General features: G+C 65.0%; 17 protein-coding genes. 7 read left to right on the top strand and 10 right to left on the bottom strand.

What is annotated here, in order from left to right; translation table 11 throughout:
- The first annotated feature begins 44 nt into the window (after window positions 1-44).
- On the top strand, window positions 45-938 hold the full coding sequence (locus ACSQ8Y_RS29725) for an ABC transporter ATP-binding protein (RefSeq protein WP_436270189.1): 894 nt from the start codon (window positions 45-47) through the stop codon (window positions 936-938).
- Between the two features lie 10 nt (window positions 939-948).
- A complete protein-coding gene (locus tag ACSQ8Y_RS29720; RefSeq protein ID WP_436270188.1) occupies window positions 949-4521 on the top strand; it encodes an ABC transporter permease/M1 family aminopeptidase in 3573 nt (1190 codons plus the stop codon).
- Between the two features lies 1 nt (window position 4522).
- Here the strand turns inward: ACSQ8Y_RS29720 and ACSQ8Y_RS29715 are convergent, their stop codons facing one another.
- Window positions 4523-4942, bottom strand: coding sequence for a hypothetical protein (locus ACSQ8Y_RS29715; protein WP_436270187.1), 420 nt, complete (start codon window positions 4940-4942; stop codon window positions 4523-4525).
- Window positions 4943-5042: 100 nt separating this feature from the next.
- Window positions 5043-6680, bottom strand: coding sequence for a methyl-accepting chemotaxis protein (locus tag ACSQ8Y_RS29710; protein WP_436270186.1), 1638 nt, complete (start codon window positions 6678-6680; stop codon window positions 5043-5045).
- Between the two features lie 299 nt (window positions 6681-6979).
- Here ACSQ8Y_RS29710 and ACSQ8Y_RS29705 point away from each other — a divergent pair, with 299 nt between their 5' ends.
- Together ACSQ8Y_RS29705 and ACSQ8Y_RS29700 are read left to right on the top strand one after the other, a co-directional pair.
- Complete coding sequence (locus ACSQ8Y_RS29705) at window positions 6980-7681, top strand: hypothetical protein (RefSeq protein WP_436270185.1); 702 nt, start codon at window positions 6980-6982, stop codon at window positions 7679-7681.
- A complete protein-coding gene (locus tag ACSQ8Y_RS29700; RefSeq protein WP_436270184.1) occupies window positions 7681-8391 on the top strand; it encodes a hypothetical protein in 711 nt (236 codons plus the stop codon). The genes ACSQ8Y_RS29705 and ACSQ8Y_RS29700 overlap by 1 nt, the downstream gene beginning before the upstream one ends.
- Window positions 8392-8465: 74 nt before the next feature.
- Here ACSQ8Y_RS29700 and ACSQ8Y_RS29695 read toward each other — a convergent pair whose 3' ends face one another.
- From ACSQ8Y_RS29695 to ACSQ8Y_RS29680, 4 genes are all read right to left on the bottom strand, one after another.
- Window positions 8466-11174 (bottom strand): DNA topoisomerase III, encoded by a 2709-nt coding sequence (locus ACSQ8Y_RS29695; RefSeq protein WP_436270183.1) that lies wholly within the window; start codon window positions 11172-11174, stop codon window positions 8466-8468.
- Window positions 11175-11318: 144 nt separating this feature from the next.
- Window positions 11319-11783, bottom strand: coding sequence for a DUF494 family protein (locus ACSQ8Y_RS29690; protein ID WP_436270182.1), 465 nt, complete (start codon window positions 11781-11783; stop codon window positions 11319-11321).
- A 71-nt stretch (window positions 11784-11854) separates the two neighbouring features.
- A complete protein-coding gene (gene dprA, locus ACSQ8Y_RS29685; protein WP_436270181.1) occupies window positions 11855-13042 on the bottom strand; it encodes a DNA-processing protein DprA in 1188 nt (395 codons plus the stop codon).
- A gap of 8 nt (window positions 13043-13050) precedes the next feature.
- Window positions 13051-14154: a LysM peptidoglycan-binding domain-containing protein gene (locus ACSQ8Y_RS29680; RefSeq protein ID WP_436270180.1), complete on the bottom strand. Its 1104-nt coding sequence runs from the start codon at window positions 14152-14154 to the stop codon at window positions 13051-13053.
- A gap of 161 nt (window positions 14155-14315) precedes the next feature.
- Between ACSQ8Y_RS29680 and def the strand changes: the two genes are divergently transcribed.
- The 3 genes from def (at window position 14316) to ACSQ8Y_RS29665 (ending at window position 16889) form a co-directional block, all read left to right on the top strand.
- A complete protein-coding gene (gene def, locus ACSQ8Y_RS29675) occupies window positions 14316-14858 on the top strand; it encodes a peptide deformylase (protein ID WP_436270179.1) in 543 nt (180 codons plus the stop codon).
- Window positions 14859-14924: 66 nt separating this feature from the next.
- On the top strand, window positions 14925-15884 hold the full coding sequence (gene fmt / locus ACSQ8Y_RS29670) for a methionyl-tRNA formyltransferase (RefSeq protein ID WP_436270178.1): 960 nt from the start codon (window positions 14925-14927) through the stop codon (window positions 15882-15884).
- 90 nt (window positions 15885-15974) lie between these two features.
- Window positions 15975-16889: a LysR family transcriptional regulator gene (locus tag ACSQ8Y_RS29665; protein ID WP_436270177.1), complete on the top strand. Its 915-nt coding sequence runs from the start codon at window positions 15975-15977 to the stop codon at window positions 16887-16889.
- Between the two features lie 9 nt (window positions 16890-16898).
- Here ACSQ8Y_RS29665 and ACSQ8Y_RS29660 read toward each other — a convergent pair whose 3' ends face one another.
- The 4 genes from ACSQ8Y_RS29660 to ACSQ8Y_RS29645 form a co-directional block, all read right to left on the bottom strand.
- Window positions 16899-17144: a BrnA antitoxin family protein gene (locus ACSQ8Y_RS29660; RefSeq protein ID WP_436270176.1), complete on the bottom strand. Its 246-nt coding sequence runs from the start codon at window positions 17142-17144 to the stop codon at window positions 16899-16901.
- Window positions 17119-17400 carry a BrnT family toxin gene (locus tag ACSQ8Y_RS29655; RefSeq protein ID WP_436270279.1) on the bottom strand — a complete coding sequence of 94 codons (282 nt, stop codon included), beginning with the start codon at window positions 17398-17400 and terminating at the stop codon, window positions 17119-17121. The genes ACSQ8Y_RS29660 and ACSQ8Y_RS29655 overlap by 26 nt, the downstream gene beginning before the upstream one ends.
- Window positions 17401-17483: 83 nt before the next feature.
- A complete protein-coding gene (locus tag ACSQ8Y_RS29650; protein ID WP_436270175.1) occupies window positions 17484-17900 on the bottom strand; it encodes a tautomerase family protein in 417 nt (138 codons plus the stop codon).
- 130 nt (window positions 17901-18030) lie between these two features.
- Window positions 18031-18669 (bottom strand): cysteine hydrolase family protein, encoded by a 639-nt coding sequence (locus tag ACSQ8Y_RS29645; RefSeq protein ID WP_436270174.1) that lies wholly within the window; start codon window positions 18667-18669, stop codon window positions 18031-18033.
- Window positions 18670-18844: the final 175 nt, after the last annotated feature.

The raw sequence follows: 18844 nt of genomic DNA, 5'->3' as shown, positions 1-18844 counted from the left end.
TGGTATGCCTTGTTGCAGTGCAGCAGGGTACGATAGGAGTCAGCATGGAATTACGCATCCGCAATTTGTCCAAGACCTACGCCAACGGCGTGGTGGCGCTGGACAATATTTCGCTCACGATACCGGCCGGGATGTTCGGCTTGCTCGGCCCCAACGGCGCCGGCAAGTCGACCCTGATGCGGACGCTGGCGACGCTGCAGGAATGCGATGCCGGCTCGGTCTTCCTGGGCGAGCTGGACGTGCTGGACGAAAAGGACGAGATCCGCCGCCTGCTGGGCTATCTGCCGCAGGACTTCGGCGTCTATCCGAAAGTGTCGGCCTACGAGATGCTGGACCACTTCGCGGTGCTGAAAGGCCTGTCGAACCGGGCCCGCCGGCGCGAGGTGGTGGACGGCCTGCTGCAGCAAACCAATCTGTTCGAGGTGCGCCACCAGAAGCTGGGCACCTACTCCGGCGGCATGCGCCAGCGCTTCGGCATCGCCCAGGCGCTGCTGGGCGACCCGAAACTGATCATCGTCGACGAACCGACCGCCGGCCTGGATCCGCAGGAGCGGGTGCGCTTCCACAACCTGCTGTCCGACATCGGCGACGACCGCACCGTCATCCTGTCCACCCACATCGTCAGCGACGTGGCCGACCTGTGCGCCAACATGGCCATCATCAACAAAGGCCATTTGCTGCTGACCGGGCAGACCCAGCAGCTGATCGACGACATCAGCTGCAAGATCTGGGCGCGCTTCGTGGACAAGAAAGACCTGCAGCAATTCCAGACCCGCCACGCCGTCATTTCCACCCGTTTGCTGTCCGGCCGCACCCTGATCCACGTCTACAGCGACGACGACCCGGGCGATGGCTTCGAGGAAGCCATCGGCGACCTGGAAGACCTGTATTTCGCCACCATCGCCGGCCGCCACAACGCGGCGGACCACTGCGACTGAGGCGGCCACCATGTTCGCCATCGCCCTGTTCGAGGCGCGCCAGCGCCTGAAGCTGCTGTCCACCTGGGTCTACTTCGGCATGTTTTTGCTGCTGGCCATGCTGTGGATAGCCGCCGCCGGCGGCGTGTTCAAGGACGCCGTGGTCACCTTCGGCGGCCGCGTGTTCATCAACGCGCCGCGCTCCATCATGTTCACGGCCAGCTTCCTCGGCTGTCTGGGCGTGATCGTGGTGGCAGCCATGATGGGCCGCTCGGTGCAGCAGGACTTCGAGTACGATATGCACCACTTCTTCTTCAGCGCGCCCATCCGCAAGCACCAGTACATGCTGGGCCGCTTCCTGGGCGCCTACCTGACCCTGGCGGTGGTGTTCTCGTCCATCCTGCTGGGCGCCTGGCTGGGCACCTGGATACCGGGCATCGACCCCGAGCGCCTGGGCAGCCCCCCGCTGGCCGCCTACCTGATCCCGTACTTCACCACGCTGTTGCCCAACCTGTTCATCTTCGGCGCCATCTTCTTCGTGCTGGCCGCGCTGACGCGGCGCATGCTGCCGGTCTACATCAGCAGCGTGGTGATGCTGATCGGCTACATTGTCGCGCCCGGCCTGGCGCGCGACCTGGACTACAAGACCCTGGCCTCGCTGATCGACCCCTTCGGCACCGCCGCCGCCATCCACCTGACCGAATACTGGCCCATCGCCGAGCGCAACACGCGCCTGGTGCTGCCCGAAGGCGTGTACCTGCTGAACCGCGTGCTGTGGACCTCGTTCTCGGTGGTGGTGCTGCTGCTGGGCTACTGGCGCTTCCGCTTCGTCAGCGCCATTGACGGCGGCAAGGCCGATGCGCGCGGCGACGGCGAGCCGCCGCTGCACATCAGCCACAGCGCCAGCAACACGCACGAGGCGCCCGATTTCCAGTCGCGCAGGCTGGGCCTGCTGCTGCTCAAGAACACCTGGCTGAACCTGCGCGAAACGGTCAAGAACGTCTACTTCCTGGTCATCGTGCTGGCCGGCGTGCTGACCATGTTCGCCGGCGCGCTGGACATGGGCTCCATGTACGGCACCAAGACCTATCCGGTGACCTACAAGGTGCTGGAGCTGGTGACGGAGACTTTCGCGCTGTTCATGCTGGCCATCACCACCTTTTACGCGGGCGAGCTGGTCTGGCGCGAGCGCGAGAACCGCATGGCGCAGATGCTGGACGCGCTGCCGGTGCCGAGCTGGCTGCCGCTGCTGTCCAAGCTGTTCGCGCTGATCGGCCTGCAAGCGCTGCTGATGCTGGTGGTCATGCTGTGCGGCATGACGATCCAGATCTGCAAAGGCTATTTCCTGCTCGAGCCCGGATTGTACTTCCAGCACCTGTTCACCATCCAGCTGCCCGGCTACGCGCTGGTGGCGGTGCTGGCGATCACCGCGCAGGTGCTGATCAACCACAAATACCTGGCCTACTTCGCCATGATCCTGTACTACGTGGCCACCATCACCCTGCCCTCGCTGGGCCTGGATCATCCGATGCTGGTGTTCGGCACCTCGCCGAGCTTCGTCTACTCCGCCATGAACGGCTACGGCCACTTCCTGGTGCGCGAACGCTGGTTCGAGCTGTACTGGGGCGGCGCCGCGCTGATGCTGGTGGTGCTGTCGCTGCTGTTCTGGGCGCGCGGCAACAACGACGAATGGCGCCAGCGCCTGTCCCTGGCGCGCCACGCGCTGACCACGCCGGTGCTGGCCACGCTGGGCATAGGCCTGAGCATCTTCCTCGGCGCCGGCAGCGTGCTGTTCTACAACCTGCACATCGCCAACTGCTACAAATCGCCCTACCGCCAGCTGGCCGACCGCGCCGACTACGAGCGCAAATACAAGGCGCTGGCCGGCCTGGCGCAGCCGCGCATCACCGACGTGCAGCTGGGCGTCGCGATCGAGCCGGAACAGCGCCGCCTGCAGGTCAAGGGCCGCTACATGCTGGAAAACAAGAGCGTGCAGCCCATCACCGACATCTATATCACGCAGGACACGCGCGCCGACCTGAAACCGCTGCGCTTCGGCCAGGTGGCGCGCCTGAAAGCCAAGGATGACTACCTGGGCGTCTACATCTACACACTGGCCACGCCGCTGCCGCCGGGCGCGCGCATGCCGCTGGAGTTCGAGCTGGAGTACGCGCCCAAGGGCATCCTCGGCCTCGGCCAGGACACGCCGGTGGTGCAGAACGGCACCTTCTTCAACAACACCGTGCTGCCCCACATCGGCTACCAGCGCCAGGCCGAGCTGACCGACCCGCGCGACCGCAAGCGCCACGGCCTGCCCGCGCAGGAACGGGCGCTGCCGCGCGACGATCCCAAGGGCCTGGCCAACAACTACATCGGCAGCGACGCCGACTGGGTCACCTTCGACGCCACCGTCAGCACCAGCGCCGACCAGACGGCAGTGGCCCCGGGATCGCTGGAGAGCGAATGGAAGGCCAAGGGCCGGCGCTACTTCCACTACAAGATGGACAAGCCCATTCTGAACTTCTACGCCTTCCAGTCGGCCCGCTATGCGGTCAAGCACGACTGGTGGCAGGACGTGGGCATCGAAATCTACTACCAGCCCGGCCACGAATACAACCTGGACCGCATGGCCAAGGGCGTCAAGGACGCGCTGGAGTACTACGCGAAGAACTACAGCCCCTACCAGCACAAGGTGGTGCGTATTGTCGAATTCCCGCGCTACGCCGCGTTCGCGCAGTCGTTCCCGAACACCATACCGTACTCGGAAAGCGTGGGCTTCATCGCCAAGGTCGACGACAAGAACCCCAAGGACATCGATTACCCCTTCTACATCACCGCGCACGAAGTGGCGCACCAGTGGTGGGCGCACCAGCTGGTGGGCGGCGACACGCGCGGCGCGACCGTGCTGAGCGAAACGCTGTCCGAGTATTCGGCGCTGATGGTGATGAAGAAGCAGTACGGCGCCGACAAGATGCGCCGCTTCCTGCGCTACGACCTGAACGCCTACCTGCTGGGGCGCGCACTGGAGAACAAGAAGGAGCTGCCGCTGGCCGACAATGAAGACCAGGCCTACATCCACTACCGCAAGGGCAGCCTGGCCATGTACCAGCTGCAGGACATCCTGGGCGAGGACAAGGTCAACGCCGTGCTGAAGGGCCTGCTGGCGCAGCATGCCTTCCGCACCTCGCCCTACCCGAGCGTGACGGTGCTGGTGGACGCGCTGCGCAAGATCGCGCCGCCGGAGCAGGCCTACCTGATCGACGACCTGTTCAACGCCATCGTGCTGCACGACAACCGCGCGCTGAGCGCGACGGCCCGCAAGCGCGCGGACGGCAAGTACGAGCTGACGTTGAAGGTGCATGCGAGCAAGCTGCGCGCCGACGAGCTGGGCGCGGAAAAGGAAGTGCCGATCCGCGACCTGATCGACGTGGGCGTCGACGACAAGGACGGCAACAGCCTGCTGCGCGAACGCAAGCTGGTGACGCAGAAGGAGACCGTCTACACCTTGGTGGTCAGTGGCCGTCCGGCCAAGGCCGGCATCGATCCGGACAACAAACTGATCGACCGCAAGCCCGACGACAACATGACCGCCGTCGAACAGTAAGTTATTTCAGCAGGATGGCTTTGCGGTAAGGCGCGATGGGCGGCTTGGGGAACTGTACCGAGGCGTAAGTCTGGCGGAAGCACGCGGCCTTGCCGTTTTCCACGTCGGTCACGGCGTTGGTGACCTTGCCGCTGGCGTCAAGCAGCAGCATGATGGTGACCGGATATTTCGACTTGCCGTGGCAGTTGCCGCGCTCGTCGAGCTTCTGCGCATTGTTGAAGGCGATCGACTCGTCCTCGTACTTGCTGACCTTGGCGTTCGGGAACTGGGCGTTGAATTTCGCCATTTCCGAGGTGAACGCCGGATTCTTGGGCGACGGTGCTTCTTCCTGCGCCATGCTGCCGGTGGTCTGCGTGGTCTGGCAGGCGGCCAGCAGCAGCGCGGCGCATAAGGCGCTCAGTTTCATACAGGTATTACGCATAGAGTTGCTCCCGAAGTATGTTGTTATTCCCACAGGGTACCTACTTCGGGATTTTTGCGGCGCACGCCGCAGAGCTGCCGCTTGCGCCGCAGGGCAGCGCTCAGGCGCGCAGGCGCACGGCCTCGCCGGCGGCGCGGCCAGGCAGCGGCGATACCGCCCGGGAAGCGTGCACGGCGTATTCCGGGCCGAAACGTGAGCCTTCCGGCAACTTGAACACGCTCACCACACCGGCCAACGCTGCGGCCTGCGCCTCCAGCGCCTCGGCGGCGGCGGCGGCCTCCTCCACCAGCGCGGCGTTCTGCTGCGTCACCCGGTCCATCTGCGTCATCGCAGCGTTGACCTGCTCGATGCCGGCACTCTGCTCCACGCTGGCGGTGCTGATCTCGCCCATGATGCCGGTCACGCGCTGGATGCTGTCGACCACCTCGCTCATCGTCACGCCGGCCTGTCCGACCAGCCTGCTGCCGGCGTCCACCTTGCCGACCGAGTCATCGATCAGCGCCTTGATTTCCTTGGCGGCGGCGGCGCTGCGGTGCGCCAGGTTGCGCACCTCGGTGGCCACGACCGCGAAACCGCGCCCCTGCTCGCCCGCCCGGGCGGCCTCGACGGCGGCGTTCAGGGCCAGGATGTTGGTCTGGAAAGCGATGCCGTCGATGACGCTGATGATGTCCACGATCTTGCGCGCCGATGCGTTGATCGACTCCATCGTCTCCACCACCTGCCCCACCACCTCCCCGCCGCGCTCGGCGACACGCGAGGCGGCCACGGCCAGCTGGTTGGCCTGGCGCGCGTTGTCGGCGTTCTGTTTCACGGTCGCAGTCAGCTCCTCCATCGACGACGCGGTCTCCTCCAGGTTGCCCGCCTGCTGTTCGGTGCGGCTCGACAAGTCCTGGTTGCCGGCGGCGATCTGGCGCGAGGCGGTGGCGATCTGCCCGGTGCCCGAACGGACCTCGCCGACGATGCGCGCCAGTCCGCCATTCATGGTTTTCAGCGCCCGCAGCAGCGTACCGGTTTCATCCCGGCTGTCGACCACGATATCGCTGCGCAGGTCGTTCGAAGCCACGGCGCAGGCCACTTGCACCGCGCGTTCCAGGGGCTCGGTGATGCCGCGCGTCAGGCGCCAGGCGCAGACGCCGCCCAGGGCCAGCACGGCGACGGCAAAGCCCAGCATGAAGCGCCGGCTTTCCTGGTGGATGCCGTCGATGCGCGCAGCCTGGCTGTCGATGCTGTGGCGCTGCATGGCCAGCAAGCCGCTCAGCGCGTCCAGGTAGGCCTTGCCGTCGGGGATGAAATCCTTTTCCAGCAGCGCGGCCGCCTCGTCGAACTTGCCTTCCTTCTTCAGCGCGACTATGCCGTCGCGCGCAGCCACGTAGCGCTTGCGGGCGGCGATCATCGTGGCGAACAGCGCCTTTTCCGCCTCGCTCTCGAGCAAGGGTTCAACCTTCTTCTGCAGCGCGTTGACTTCGTTGCTGGACGCGGCGGCGTCGGCGGCGAAGAAGGAGCCGAGGCTGGGGTCGGTGCTCTTGGAAATGGCGGTGGTGCGGCGCACGCTGGTGTGGATCAAGCGGTACCAGTCGCTGATCATGCGCTCCTTGGCCAGCGGCTGCTGCATCATGTCGTGGCTGGCTTCGGCAACCGAACGCATGTGGCTCAGGCCGACCCAGGCCATCAGCATTGCCAACATCAAGACGAGACCGAAACCGCCGGCAAGGCGGGTTCCTATTTTCAGGTTTTTCATTTTTTCTCTTTAACGCGAGGGGGCACAGGCGGCAACCGCGCCCCGGCTGGGGCTAAGGCGGCAAGTATCGAAAAATAAACACTTGCTCTTGCTAAGCTTACTTTGGAGGAGGCGAAGCGTATCACGCGGCGAAAACTAGTGCCTCGTGGAAACTACGTAGTCGGGAGGATAAGGCCAGGCCGCCTGACCTGCCGCAGCGAGCGCGTCTGCCAGATGCCGCTGCCACGCACAGGAGCGGGCCGGATTCCAGACCATTTAAGTTGCTGTACGCGACACGTGGACCAGCATACCATGGCGCCATGCATACATTTACCCGGCAACAATGGCTTTGCGCCGCCGTGATGGCGGCCGCCCCGTGGGTCGCCATCCCGCCCGCCAGCGCGGCTGGCCCCAGCTTCGGCGAGCACGGCATGGCCCTGTTCGGCGGCAAGGACGGCTTGTACGCCTCCCACCTGCCGATGTTCCACGCCCCGCACGACTACCAGGTGGTGCTGCGCGTCCACCTCACCGACGCCAGGCTGGATGCGGCGCTGAAAGGACGGCTGGACGGGAAAACGGCACTGTGGACGGTCGCGCCGGAAAAGTTCGAGCTGGACCGCTTGGCGCCGGCTGCGGCCGAGCCGCTGCGGCGCTTCAAGGCCGATATCGTGCTGGGGCATTTCGAGCAAGGCGGCAAGACGCAATACAGCGGCGCCACGCTGGTGGTGGACCAGGTGCTGCTGTTCCGCCCGCTGTCTGCTGCAGAAAAAACAAGCGCCACGGCAACTTATGTGCAAGTGGGCAACGGAAATGAGCGTTTCCTGATCAAGGAGATCGACAGCCGGCCGGATTTCGATCATATTGTTTCTTACCGTGCAGCATCGCACGCGCCTTACGCACCGGTCATCATCGCCAGGAAGGGCATGACGCAACCGGACGCCCAGGCGCTGGCCGCCGCGCTGCAGGCTGTTCCGTCCGCCATCCGCGGCACGGTCTATTTCTCTACAGACGACTTGCGCTGATGACTGTTCCGGCGAACTACCAAGGCTTGTGGCGACGTACCGGCATCTGGCGCAGCAATGGCGCCAGCGACCTGAGCACGCAAGTCTGGTGGTTCCAATCGGCCAGTTTCCACATCGATTTGCGCATCCCGATCGACCGTCCGTCGCTGAACAGCCGCGCCCAGCTGGCGCATTTGCCGCCGGCCCAGCGGGCCCGCTTCAGCGCGCAGACTGGCTTCGCGGGCAAGACGGTGGTGTCCGGCGACCGCTGCGACTGGCATCCCGAAATCGCTTTCCCCGCGCTGGGCGCCGAAATCGACGCGGGCTATATGCGTTTCGACAGCGACGACGCCTTGCATGAAACCGGCATCGACAACAGCTACCAGGAAGACTGGGTGCGCGTGGCCGCCGGCCCGATGCGCGGCGCGCGGCTGGAAAGCGTGGACTCGGGCGCGCTCGCCTACCTGCTCAGCGGCGAACGCTGGATGGCCTGGGCTTGCGGCCGCCCGGGCGACGCCTATGATGCGCAGGCGCCGGGCGCCGGCGTCTGGAGCGAATTCACGGTGCTGCGCACCGGCGGCGGCTGGCGCATCGTGGCGTCGACACTGCCCTGGCTGGAGGGCGAGGAAGTCCTCGGCGCCAGCGCCCTGGAAAGCCAGCAATGGATTCCCGGCGACATCACCGCCCTGCCCTTCGCGCCCGGCAACTGGCGCGTCACGGCAGTCGAGTAATCACAAGCCGCCGCAAGCTTCTCATTCCCGCCTGCGGGGCGGACGTAAAAACGGGACCTTTCGGTCCCGTTTGCTTATTCCACCGTTTCAGCGGCTTTTTTGGCTGGCGATTTCTTCGCCGCCGGCTTCTTCGCTGCCGGCTTGGCGGCGGCTTTTTTCGCCGCCGGTTTCGCCGCCGGTTTCGCGGCTGCTTTCTTGGCCACCGCTTTCTTGGCCGGCGCCGCTGCCGCTGCCGCTTCGCCGCCCTCGCCCTCGCCGCCCTCTTCCGCGTCCGCTTTCGCGGCCTTAGGCTTGGCGCCCGGCTTGGCTTTGCGCTCTTCGAACTCGAAGCTGATCTTGCCGTCCTTGCCCTTCACGAGGAAAGCCTTGAACGGCCGGCGCGTGCGCTGCGACACGAAGCCCGGCATCAAATCGGTCTTGCCGTCGTTGAGCAGCTTGACCATCTGCTCGGGCAGGATCTCCTGCTGCAGAATGATGCGGCCGCTGCGGAAGTCGCAGGTCTTGGGCTTGGCGACGCTGTTCTCGCACACATAGGCCAGGCCCATTTCGTACACCTGGCCGGCGCATTTCGGGCACGGGCCAAGCGCGGTCTGGCCGGTGAAGTCGACGCCTTCGCCGTCCTCGCCTTCGCCGTCGTTCTGGCCGAAGTCGAACTCGAGCTTGAAGTTCTTGATGTCCTCGTCACGCACGATGCGCAGGATGGCGGCGAACGGACGGCCCATCTTGGAACGGAAACCTTGCAGCGGGCCGATGGTGCGGTCCTTCAGCAACTGCTCCACTTCCGAGATCTCGAACTGGCGGCTGCCCGGCGTCTTGCTCATCGAGAATTCGCACTTGGTGCAGGCAAAACGGCGGTAATTCTCTTTCACCACGCTGTTGCAGTTCGGGCAAGGCGTGGTCAGGGTCGCGTAGTCGCCCGGTATCGTGTCGTTGTCGTATTCCTTGGCGCGCTTGACGATGATTTGCGTCATCTGGGCGATTTCGCGCATGAATTCCTCGCGCGAGATGCGGCCCTTTTCCATCTGCGACAGCTTGTATTCCCACTCGCCGGTCAGTTCCGGCGCGGTCAGTTCGTTCACGCCCAGGCCGCGCAGCAAGGTCATCAGCTGCGACGCTTTCGCGGTCGGCATCAGCTCGCGCCCTTCGCGCAGCAGGTATTTCTCGCCCAGCAGGCCCTCGATGATGGCCGCGCGCGTCGCCGGCGTGCCCAGGCCCTTGCCGGACATGGCGTCGCGCAGCTCGTCGGAATCGATCAGCTTGCCCGCCCCTTCCATGGCCGACAGCAGGGTCGCCTCGGTGTAGCGCGCGGGCGGCTTGGTGACCAGGCCGTTGGCGCTGACCTTCTCGGTCTGCACCTTCTCGCCCTTGGCGACCGGCACCAGCATGCCGCTGCCCTCCTTGTCGTCCTCGCCGGCCACGTCCTTGCCGTAGATCGCCATCCAGCCGGCGTTGGTCATGACCTTGCCCTCGGTCTTGAACTGGTGGCCGGACACTTCGGTGTAGCGGGTGGTCACCTGGAACTCGGCGGCCGGGAAGAACACGGCCATGAAGCGGCGCGTCACCAGGTCGTACAGTTTCTGTTCAGGCTCGGACAGATTCTTCGGGGCGATGCCGGTCGGAATGATGGCAAAGTGATCCGAGATCTTGGTGTTGTCGAAGATGCGCTTGTTCGGCTTGACCCAGCCCTTGCTCAGGATCTGCTTGGCAAAGGTGTGGTAGTTGTTGTTCTCGCCCAGCACGCCCAGCACTTCCTTGACGGTGTCCAGGTAGTCTTCCGGCAGATGGCGCGAATCGGTACGCGGGTAGGTCAGCACCTTGTGCTTTTCGTACAGCGCCTGGGCCAGGCCCAGCGTGTTCTTGGCCGAGAAGCCGAAGCGGCCGTTGGCCTCGCGCTGCAAGCTGGTCAGGTCGAACAGGCCGGGCGCCATCGAGGTGGTCGGCTTCGATTCCTCGGTGACATTGCCCTGGCGGCCCCTGCAGGCCAGCGCGATGCTGTCGGCGGCGGCCTTGGACCACAGGCGCTCGGCGCGCTTCTCGGGATCGTTCTCGTCCTTCTTGAAGCTGCTGTCCAGCCAGCGGCCCTCGTAGATGCCGGCCGCGCAGACGAACTCGGCGCGCACTTCCCAGAAGTCGCGCGACACGAATTTCTTGATCTTCTCTTCGCGCTCGACCACGATGGACAGGGTCGGCGTCTGCACGCGGCCCACGGTGGTCAGGTAGAAGCCGCCCTCTTTCGAGTTGAACGCGGTCATGGCCCGGGTGCCGTTGATGCCGATCAGCCAGTCCGCTTCCGAGCGGCAGCGCGCCGCGTCGGCCAGCGGCAGCATTTCCTCGTCGGAGCGCAGGTGGGTGAAGCCTTCGCGGATCGCGTTGGGCGTCATCGACTGCAGCCACAGGCGCTGCACCGGCTGCTTGGCCTTGGCGTTCTGGGCGATCAGGCGGAAGATCAGTTCTCCTTCGCGGCCCGCGTCGCATGCGTTGATCAGGCCGGTGACATCCTTGCGCTTGATCAGGCGGTTAAGCACTTTCAGGCGCGATTCGGTCTTGGCGATCGGATTGAGCGCGAAGTACGGCGGGATCATCGGCAAGTGCGCGAAGCTCCATTTGCCGCGCTTGACGTCGTGCTCCTCCGGCACCGCGATTTCCAGCAGGTGGCCCACGGCCGAGGACAGCACGTATTCGTCCGACTCAAAGTACTCATCGTGCTTGGTAAAGCCGCCCAGCGACTTCGCGATGTCGTTCGCGACAGATGGCTTCTCGGCGATGATGAGGGTTTTGCTCATATTTTCTATTCTCTTGTTTTTTTAACTCTGGATTCGGTGCAGCATGCGCATCATACAGACATTGTCAACTGCCGACATTGATTAAAGCATGGGATGGTCTTGCGGCATGGCGCAGGAAAGCCGGGAAAATGGCGAAACGCGGGTTCAATGCAGCAGGCGCGGCATCTGATCTTCATCGGAACCGAACAGGTCGTCGAACATCAGCGCGTCGGGTTCCTTGCCCTGGCTCCACAGCAGCATCAGGACGATCACCTTCAGCTTGCCCAGCGAAACCGGCGATTCCTCCAGCGCCAGCGCGCGCTCGATGACGATTTCGCGCTGCAGCGGCGACAGCACCTGGGCACTTTCCAGGAACTGGATGAAGCCGATGGCGGGCGTGCCCAGCGCGTCCTGCTCCTCTTCCACATAGTAGCGGGTGCCGGTGGAGGAGGCGGTCAGCGTTTGCTCGACGCCGGCCATTTCGTTCAGGTCCGTCAGCCAGACCAGCGCTTCGGATATCTCTTCGTCGTCGAAACCGACAGCCGACAGTTTCCTCGCCAACGCGGCCGGTTCCGGGCACGCATCGGGGCGGTAATAAGTCTCGTAGAGATAAACAAGGATGTCGAACATGGCGCTACTCTAACAGTTAAGAACGGCGAAACACAAGCCCCGCACCGCAACGGCGCCGGGGGACCCCGGGCTCAGCCCTGCAAGCGCTGAAACATGCCTCCAGGCAATCTCTCCACCAGGCCGGCCAGTTCCAGCGCCAGCAAATGGCCCTGGGTGTCGCCGGCGGACAGGCCGGCGCGCAGGGCCAGGGCGTCGGCGCTGCACGGGTCGTGGCCCAGCGCCAGCAGCACCGCCTCCAGCTCGCCGCGCAACTGGACGATGGCCACTTTGCGCGCCGCGCCTTCCCCGCGCGGGGCGTCCGGCAACAGGTCCTCGAGCACGTCGGCGGCCGATTCGGCCAGCTTGGCGCCCTCGCGTATCAAATGGTGGCAACCTTTGCTCAGCGTAGCGTGGATGGAGCCCGGCACGGCGAACACCTCGCGGCCCTGGTTGGCGGCGTAATGCGCGGTGATCAGCGAACCGGAGCGCGCCGCCGCCTCCACCACCAGTACGCCGCGCGCCAGGCCGCTGATGATGCGGTTGCGGCGCGGAAAGTTCTCCGGGGCCGGCGCCGTGCCCAGCGGGTATTCGCTGGCGATGCAGCCTTCGGACGCGATGCGCAGCGCCAGCTCGCGGTTGGCGGCCGGGTAGAGGCGGTCGATGCCGGTCCCCATCACGGCCACGGTGGAAGCGCCGCCGGCCAGTCCGCCCTCGTGCGCAGCCGCGTCGATGCCCCGCGCCAGTCCGGACACGATGGCCAGCCCGGCCGCCGACAGGGCCTCGGCGAAGCGCAGCGCATTGGCCACGCCCTGCGCGCTGGCGTTGCGGCTGCCGACGATGGCCGCCGACGGCTGGTACAGCAATGCGCGCCGCCCCCTTGTATACAGTAGCAGCGGCGCGGCGGGGATGTTGGCCAGCTGCGGCGGGAAACAGGGATCGGCCAGCGTCATCAGGGCGTGGCCGGGTTGCGCCAGCCATGCCAGCGTGGCGTCCGCCAGCCGCGCGGCCTGGTCCAGCAGGGACTGCGGCGGCGCGCGCAAGGCCTGCACCGCCGCGCCGACCAGGCTGGCGGGCAGCACGTCCGTCAACACCGCATGCAGGACGGCGGGCTCGGCCTCGAAAACGCTGGCGGGATCGTGCAAGGCGGATATCAGCGCGGCGCCGCTGGCCGCGCCCACGCCCGCCGTCAGCTGCAGGCGCAACCAGGCGGCCAGGCGCCCGGCGTCCAACTGCTGCGGCTCGGCCTGGTGGGCGGGGGCGAGGGTTTCCGTGGCTTGCACGGTGCGGTTTACTCCGGCGATTTGGCGACGTCGCCCACTTCCACCGGCGCCGTTACCTGCATGATCAGGCCGTACGAAATATGCTTGAACACGCGGAAGATAAACAAGCTGCCCACTTCTTCATCCGGCAGCTTGACCTGCGGATTCCCCAGGTTGTGCCAGCCTTTGCTGGCGCCTGGATCGGTCACCGTCTTCCCCTTATGGTACAGCTGCAGCACGGAGCCGATATCGAGTCCGTCAAGCTTTCCGCGATTAACGCTGACAACCTGGTTCTGGCCGGCGTGCGTGACGCCGCCGTAGATCGCCACCACGGCCGCGTCGACCTTGATATCCGGCGGATGCGGCACATAGTTGCGCATCGGTGTAGGCGCCGCCTGCATCAGCAGGTCGCCCTTGCCCATTTCCTCCTTGGCCGTGGCAACCACGAAGCTGTGCACTTCGGAGCCGTCCTTGGCGGCCGCGGTCAGCTTCAGCGTGCCCAGATAGAACGCTTCCTGGCCGATCACGGCCTTGGTGACCGGGTCTTTCAGCGGCTTGCCGGGGCGGAACACCTGGAAGGACGTGCCGCCCTTCAGGTCGCCGCGCACATAGGCTTTTTCATCCTTGCCGAGGAAAACGTGGCCTTCCTGCGCCGCAATGATGCGCGGCGCATTCTTCAGCTCGTCATCTTCGATGATCAAAGGCTGGGTCAGGAAAGGCTCGATGTCGCCGGTCGGTATCGATTCGACGGCGTCCTTGCCCAGGCCCTCCATGCGCACCTGGGGCGACAGGCGCAGCGCGGACGGGTTGCCCGCGCCGCCGCTGCCGTCGCCGACCCGGTTGCCCAGGCGCAGCCGGCCCGAGGCGCGGTCCAGGTAGACGATCTGGCCAGGATAGATCCAGTGCGGGTTGCGGATTTCCTCGCGGTTCATGCCCCACACCTGGGGCCAGCACCATGGCCGTTCCAGGAATTTGCCGGAGATATCCCACAGCGTGTCGCCCTTCACCACGACATGCTGGTCCGGCGCGTTGGGCCGGAATTCGCAGTTCATCGACTGTGCCGAAACGGCCGATACACCCGAAATAAGCGTCGCAATCAACAGGCGTGCGCCGACTGTGCTAAAATTTTTCATTAATATGTCCGTTAAAGGCGGGCATGGACGGAGGCCTGAACGCGACCTGAAGGCTTGCCGAACTGAATCAAATTCTGCCCATAATACCCTGAACTAGCAAGAGAAACCACGCTGCGCAGCAGGGTGCGCCTGTTGCATTTTTAAGTCACACGACTATCCGCATGTCCATACTGAATATCCTCCGCTATCCCGACCCACGCCTGCACAAGATCGCGCAGCCTGTTACCGCGTTCGACGCCCGCCTGGCCAAACTGGTCGCCGACATGGCCGAAACCATGTACGACGCGCCCGGCATCGGCCTTGCCGCCAGCCAGGTCGACGTGCACGAGCGCGTCGTCGTCATCGACATCACCGAGGAAAAGAACGCGCTGACCGCCTACATCAATCCCGAGATCATCTGGGCCAGCGACGAGCGCCAGGTCTACGACGAGGGTTGCCTGTCGGTGCCCGGCGTGTACGACGGCGTGGAGCGCGCGACCAGGATCAAGGTGCGCGCCTTCGACATCAAAGGTGAACAGTTCGAACAGGAAGCCGACGGCCTGCTGGCCGTGTGCATCCAGCACGAAATGGACCACCTGGTGGGTAAGGTGTTCGTCGAATACTTGTCGCCCTTGAAACGCAACCGCATCAAGACCAGAATGGTCAAGGAAGAACGCGGTATCGCGCGCGAAAAAGCGCTGCGCGCGCAAGGCCGCCGCTTCTAAGCTTGAGCAAGGCCGGCACGGCGCCGGCTGCGTGCCGGTCCAGTGCCATACCAAGAGGACAACAATATGAAAATCATCTTCGCCGGCACGCCGGAATTCGCGGCGGTAGCGCTCCAGAGCCTGCACGAGGCGGGTTTCGAGATCCCCCTGGTCCTGACCCAGCCGGACCGGCCGGCCGGGCGCGGCATGCATCTGCAGCCGTCAGCCGTCAAGCAATACGCCCTCGCCCACAACATTGCCGTCGCGCAGCCCTTGTCCTTGCGCATGGACAGCAAAGACCCGCAGCGCGCGGCCGAAGCCGCGCAAGCCCACGCGCTGCTGACGGCGACCGGCTACGACGCGATGGTGGTGGCCGCCTACGGCCTGATCCTGCCGCGCAGCACGCTGGACATCAAGCCCTGCATCAACATCCACGGTTCGCTGCTGCCGCGCTGGCGCGGCGCCGCGCCCATCCACCGCGCCATCGAATCGGGCGACGCGGAAACCGGCGTCACCATCATGCAGATGGAAGAAGGCCTGGACACCGGCCCCATGCTGCTGATCGAGCGCCTGGCCATCGGTCCGCAGGACAGCACCGGCGTGCTGCACGACAAGCTGGCCGTCATGGGCGCGCGCATGATCGTCAAGGTGATGCAGAAATTGGAAAAAGGCATACTGGAGGCGGTGCCGCAGCCGGAAGCGGGCGTCACCTACGCCGCCAAGATCAGCAAGGAAGAGGCGGCGCTGGACTTTCAGCAGTCCGCGCGCGACATCGGCCGCAAGATCCGCGCCTTCAACCCCTTCCCCGGCGCCCACGGCGACGTCAACGGCGTCACCATCAAGCTGTGGGGCGCCGAGGTGCTCGACGCCGACAGTCCGGCGCCGGCCGGCCAGGTGCTGGCTGCCGACGCGCAGCACGGCATCGTGGTCGCCTGCGGCGGCGGCGGTTCCCTGCGCCTGACCGAGCTGCAGAAACCGGGCGGCAAACGCCTGCCCGCAGCCGAGTTCATCAAAGGCTTCCCGCTCGACGGCCTGCGCTTTGCATAAGCGGACGCAGCGGTCCGTGCAGCCTGTGCCGCCAACATCCGCCTTGGCCACCGCAGTGGCAAGGCCGGGCGTCCGCGGCGAGCGGCGCGCTTGAACGACCCGGCCCGCATCGACCAGCTGGCTGCGCTGCGCGCGCTGCGCCGCGTGGTCGAGCTGGGCAGCTTCACTGCCGCGGCCGAGGCGCTCGGCATTTCGCACACCGCCGTCTCGCGCCAGATCAAGCAGCTGGAAGCCTACCTTGGCGCCCAGTTGCTGAACCGCACCACGCGCCGTTTCGCCCTGACGGCGGCCGGCAAGCAATACTACGAAGCGAGCCGCGAGATCCTCGACGCCCTCGATGATGCCGACCGCGCCGTCGGCCAGCACCAGGCGCGCCCGTCCGGCAGCCTGCGCATCAACGCGCCGATGGCCTTCGGCACGCTGGAGCTGGCCGTATGGCTGCCCGACTTCATCGCGCACTATCCCGAGCTGCAAGTGGACCTGGTCTGCAACGACCGCATCGTCGACCTGATCGAGGACAGCTTCGACGTCGCGCTGCGCCTGACCCGCGAGCTGCCCGATTCGTCCCTGATCGCGCGCCGCCTCGCCACCAGCGAGCTGAGGCTGGCAGCCAGCCCGGACTATCTGCAGCGGCACGGCACGCCGCGCACGCCCGCCGAACTGGCCCGGCACAACTGCCTGGCCTACACCCAGGCGCCGCGCCCGCACGACTGGACCTTCACCGGCCCGGACGGCGTGCAGCAAACGGTGACCATCCGCGGCAATCTGCAATCGAACACCAGTGTCGCCCTGCGCGCGGCCGCCGTTGGCGGGCTGGGCATCGTCAATGCCGCCGCCTTCATCGTACAGGGCGACCTCGAGCGCGGCGCACTGGTCAGGCTGCTGCCCGACTACACCCAGCGCCCGCGCGAGTTGCACGCGCTCTACCCGCAGAGCCGCCACCTGTCGCCCAAAGTCCGCGCCTTCATCGACTTCGCCAGCGACTGGTACCGGCAACGCGGCTGAAGCTGAAGGCTATTTGCTTGACTGAACTGCAAGCATGTAGTCGCGAAGTACTAAATTCATGCGATCCTGATAATCCGCGCCTTGCGCCTTGAACCAATTCAAAACGGCGCTATCGACAATGACGGTCTCGGCCTGAACCTTGTACCAGCGCACTTCCGCATTGCGCAGCATTGCTTCAGTGGGCTCAGGTATATCGCCATCGTCGTCGATCTTATCCTCATCGCCGCCGCTAGCCACATCCGACATTTTGTTCATACGGACGCCTCTCCAAGGTATTCGCTCTTCTTGCTGAGATAATGCGCACCAGTTCGTCGCCACGCTCCACAAACACAACCGTTACAAGCCGCGTATCCATTAACCCTATCGCGATACGACGTGGCTCCGCGTAGTCTTGCTTCTCGTCGGGATAAGTATAGACAGGTCCATTGAAAACCTTGCCAGCTTCCATGAAAGCGATCCCGTGCTTGTTGATGTTAGCCAAATTTTTCTTGTCATCCCAGCTGAATCGCATCACACACCCACTCAGTATAGGACGCGCAACGGCGCGCATGGTTCAACTATGCGCGTCAGGGTGGGATGAACGGTTGAGGCGGATCAAGCCGCCGCAGGCTGCTCCATCGATTTCTTCACGGCGCGGTACTGCTGGGTCAGGCCGCCGTAGCCCCAGGCGGCAGGCCGGGCGTCGTCGATGTGGACATAGCTGACCTCGTGCAAGGGGCCGAGCAGGCCTGCCATTTCCTCGAACACCGCCTTGATATAGGCCGCTTTTTCAATTGCGGTGTTGGTCTCGTCGGTGATTTTGATGTCGAGGAAGAAGCTGGCCTTTTCCTGCTGCGCCAGCGATGCCGATCCGATGTACCAGTGCTGCGCCGGCACGTGCGAAATGGCAATGGAGGTGAGCGGCTGCGCCTTGTGCAGGATGTCGTTGGTCAGGCGCAGCAGGATGGCCGCGGCGCGCTGCGATTGTTCGGCGCTCGGGGCGGTCGACAGGGTGAGGTTCAGGATGGGCATTTGGAACTCCTTGGGTGTGCTTGAGTGAGTCCATGGTAGGCCGCCCGCCCCGCCCGCACCAGACGCCGCGCCACACATGATTTGTGCGTGAACCGCACAAATCGGCTCACCAGTCGCCGTGCGCCCTTCCTTATTTTCCGGCCCGGGTCGCCAGGTAGCGCTGGTTCGACACAAGCACATTGTCCCGCTCGAACCCGGCGCCGCCGTCCAGCCCCGCGATCCATTCGTCGGTACCCACCACCGCCGCGAAGGCCGACTGCATCACCACGCTGACCACGTTGTGGATCTCCTTGGCCGACACGCGGCCCGCCTTGTTCTCATACGGCAGCGAGCCCGCCGCGTCGGCCAGGAACTCGACCTTGTAGCCCTCGTGCATGGCCTGGCGCATGGTCGAATCGTTGCAGTTGTGCGTCATGTAGCCCACCACGGCGATGGTGTCGATGTCGTTGGCCTTCAGCCAGGCGCCGAAGTCGGTGCCCGCGAAGCAGCTCGGCATAGTCTTTTCGATGCGATGCTGGACAGGCTTGGACGCTATCGATTCGTGCACCTGCGCGCCGCGCGAACCGCGCGCGAAGATCGGCGCCGATTCCGGCGAGATGTGCTGCACCATGACGATGGGTATGCGGCGCTGGTGCGCGGCGTCCATGGCTTTGGCGATGTTGGGCAGGGAGCTGCTCACCGGCGGGTATTCGATCAGGAATTTGCCGTCGATGTATTCGTTTTGCACGTCGATCACGACGAGGGCGCGCCGCGCGTTTGCGTTTTCCATGCTGTACTCCGAAGGTTGGATGAGGCGTCCAGTATGGCCCGGCCACCACCGGCGCGACAGTGGCGGCCGGGCCAAATTGCGCTCCAAAACAGCCAACTCCGCAGCCAACTCCGCAGCCAACTCCGCAGCCTGGCCACGGCCAGCTCATCCCTATGGCAAAATCAGCCACCTTCTT

Origin of the sequence: Pseudoduganella sp. LjRoot289 (assembly GCF_964252925.1) — a bacterium.
Classification (GTDB): domain Bacteria; phylum Pseudomonadota; class Gammaproteobacteria; order Burkholderiales; family Burkholderiaceae_D; genus Rugamonas.
The sequence above is the reverse complement of the archived record's forward strand: the minus strand, read 5'-3'. Positions and strand labels throughout refer to the sequence as shown.

Excerpts from the sequence above, each read along its gene's own strand:
- ACSQ8Y_RS29715 (WP_436270187.1), bottom strand. The coding sequence starts at position 4,942 with ATGCGTAATACCTGTATGAAACTGAGCGCCTTATGCGCCGCGCTGCTG.
- ACSQ8Y_RS29695 (WP_436270183.1), bottom strand. The coding sequence starts at position 11,174 with ATGAGCAAAACCCTCATCATCGCCGAGAAGCCATCTGTCGCGAACGAC.
- ACSQ8Y_RS29700 (WP_436270184.1), top strand. The coding sequence starts at position 7,681 with ATGACTGTTCCGGCGAACTACCAAGGCTTGTGGCGACGTACCGGCATC.
- ACSQ8Y_RS29710 (WP_436270186.1), bottom strand. The coding sequence starts at position 6,680 with ATGAAAAACCTGAAAATAGGAACCCGCCTTGCCGGCGGTTTCGGTCTC.
- ACSQ8Y_RS29655 (WP_436270279.1), bottom strand. The coding sequence starts at position 17,400 with ATGCGATTCAGCTGGGATGACAAGAAAAATTTGGCTAACATCAACAAG.
- ACSQ8Y_RS29645 (WP_436270174.1), bottom strand. The coding sequence starts at position 18,669 with ATGGAAAACGCAAACGCGCGGCGCGCCCTCGTCGTGATCGACGTGCAA.
- ACSQ8Y_RS29720 (WP_436270188.1), top strand. The coding sequence starts at position 949 with ATGTTCGCCATCGCCCTGTTCGAGGCGCGCCAGCGCCTGAAGCTGCTG.
- ACSQ8Y_RS29680 (WP_436270180.1), bottom strand. The coding sequence starts at position 14,154 with ATGAAAAATTTTAGCACAGTCGGCGCACGCCTGTTGATTGCGACGCTT.
- ACSQ8Y_RS29690 (WP_436270182.1), bottom strand. The coding sequence starts at position 11,783 with ATGTTCGACATCCTTGTTTATCTCTACGAGACTTATTACCGCCCCGAT.
- ACSQ8Y_RS29705 (WP_436270185.1), top strand. The coding sequence starts at position 6,980 with ATGCATACATTTACCCGGCAACAATGGCTTTGCGCCGCCGTGATGGCG.
- fmt (WP_436270178.1), top strand. The coding sequence starts at position 14,925 with ATGAAAATCATCTTCGCCGGCACGCCGGAATTCGCGGCGGTAGCGCTC.
- ACSQ8Y_RS29725 (WP_436270189.1), top strand. The coding sequence starts at position 45 with ATGGAATTACGCATCCGCAATTTGTCCAAGACCTACGCCAACGGCGTG.
- def (WP_436270179.1), top strand. The coding sequence starts at position 14,316 with ATGTCCATACTGAATATCCTCCGCTATCCCGACCCACGCCTGCACAAG.
- ACSQ8Y_RS29650 (WP_436270175.1), bottom strand. The coding sequence starts at position 17,900 with ATGCCCATCCTGAACCTCACCCTGTCGACCGCCCCGAGCGCCGAACAA.
- ACSQ8Y_RS29660 (WP_436270176.1), bottom strand. The coding sequence starts at position 17,144 with ATGAACAAAATGTCGGATGTGGCTAGCGGCGGCGATGAGGATAAGATC.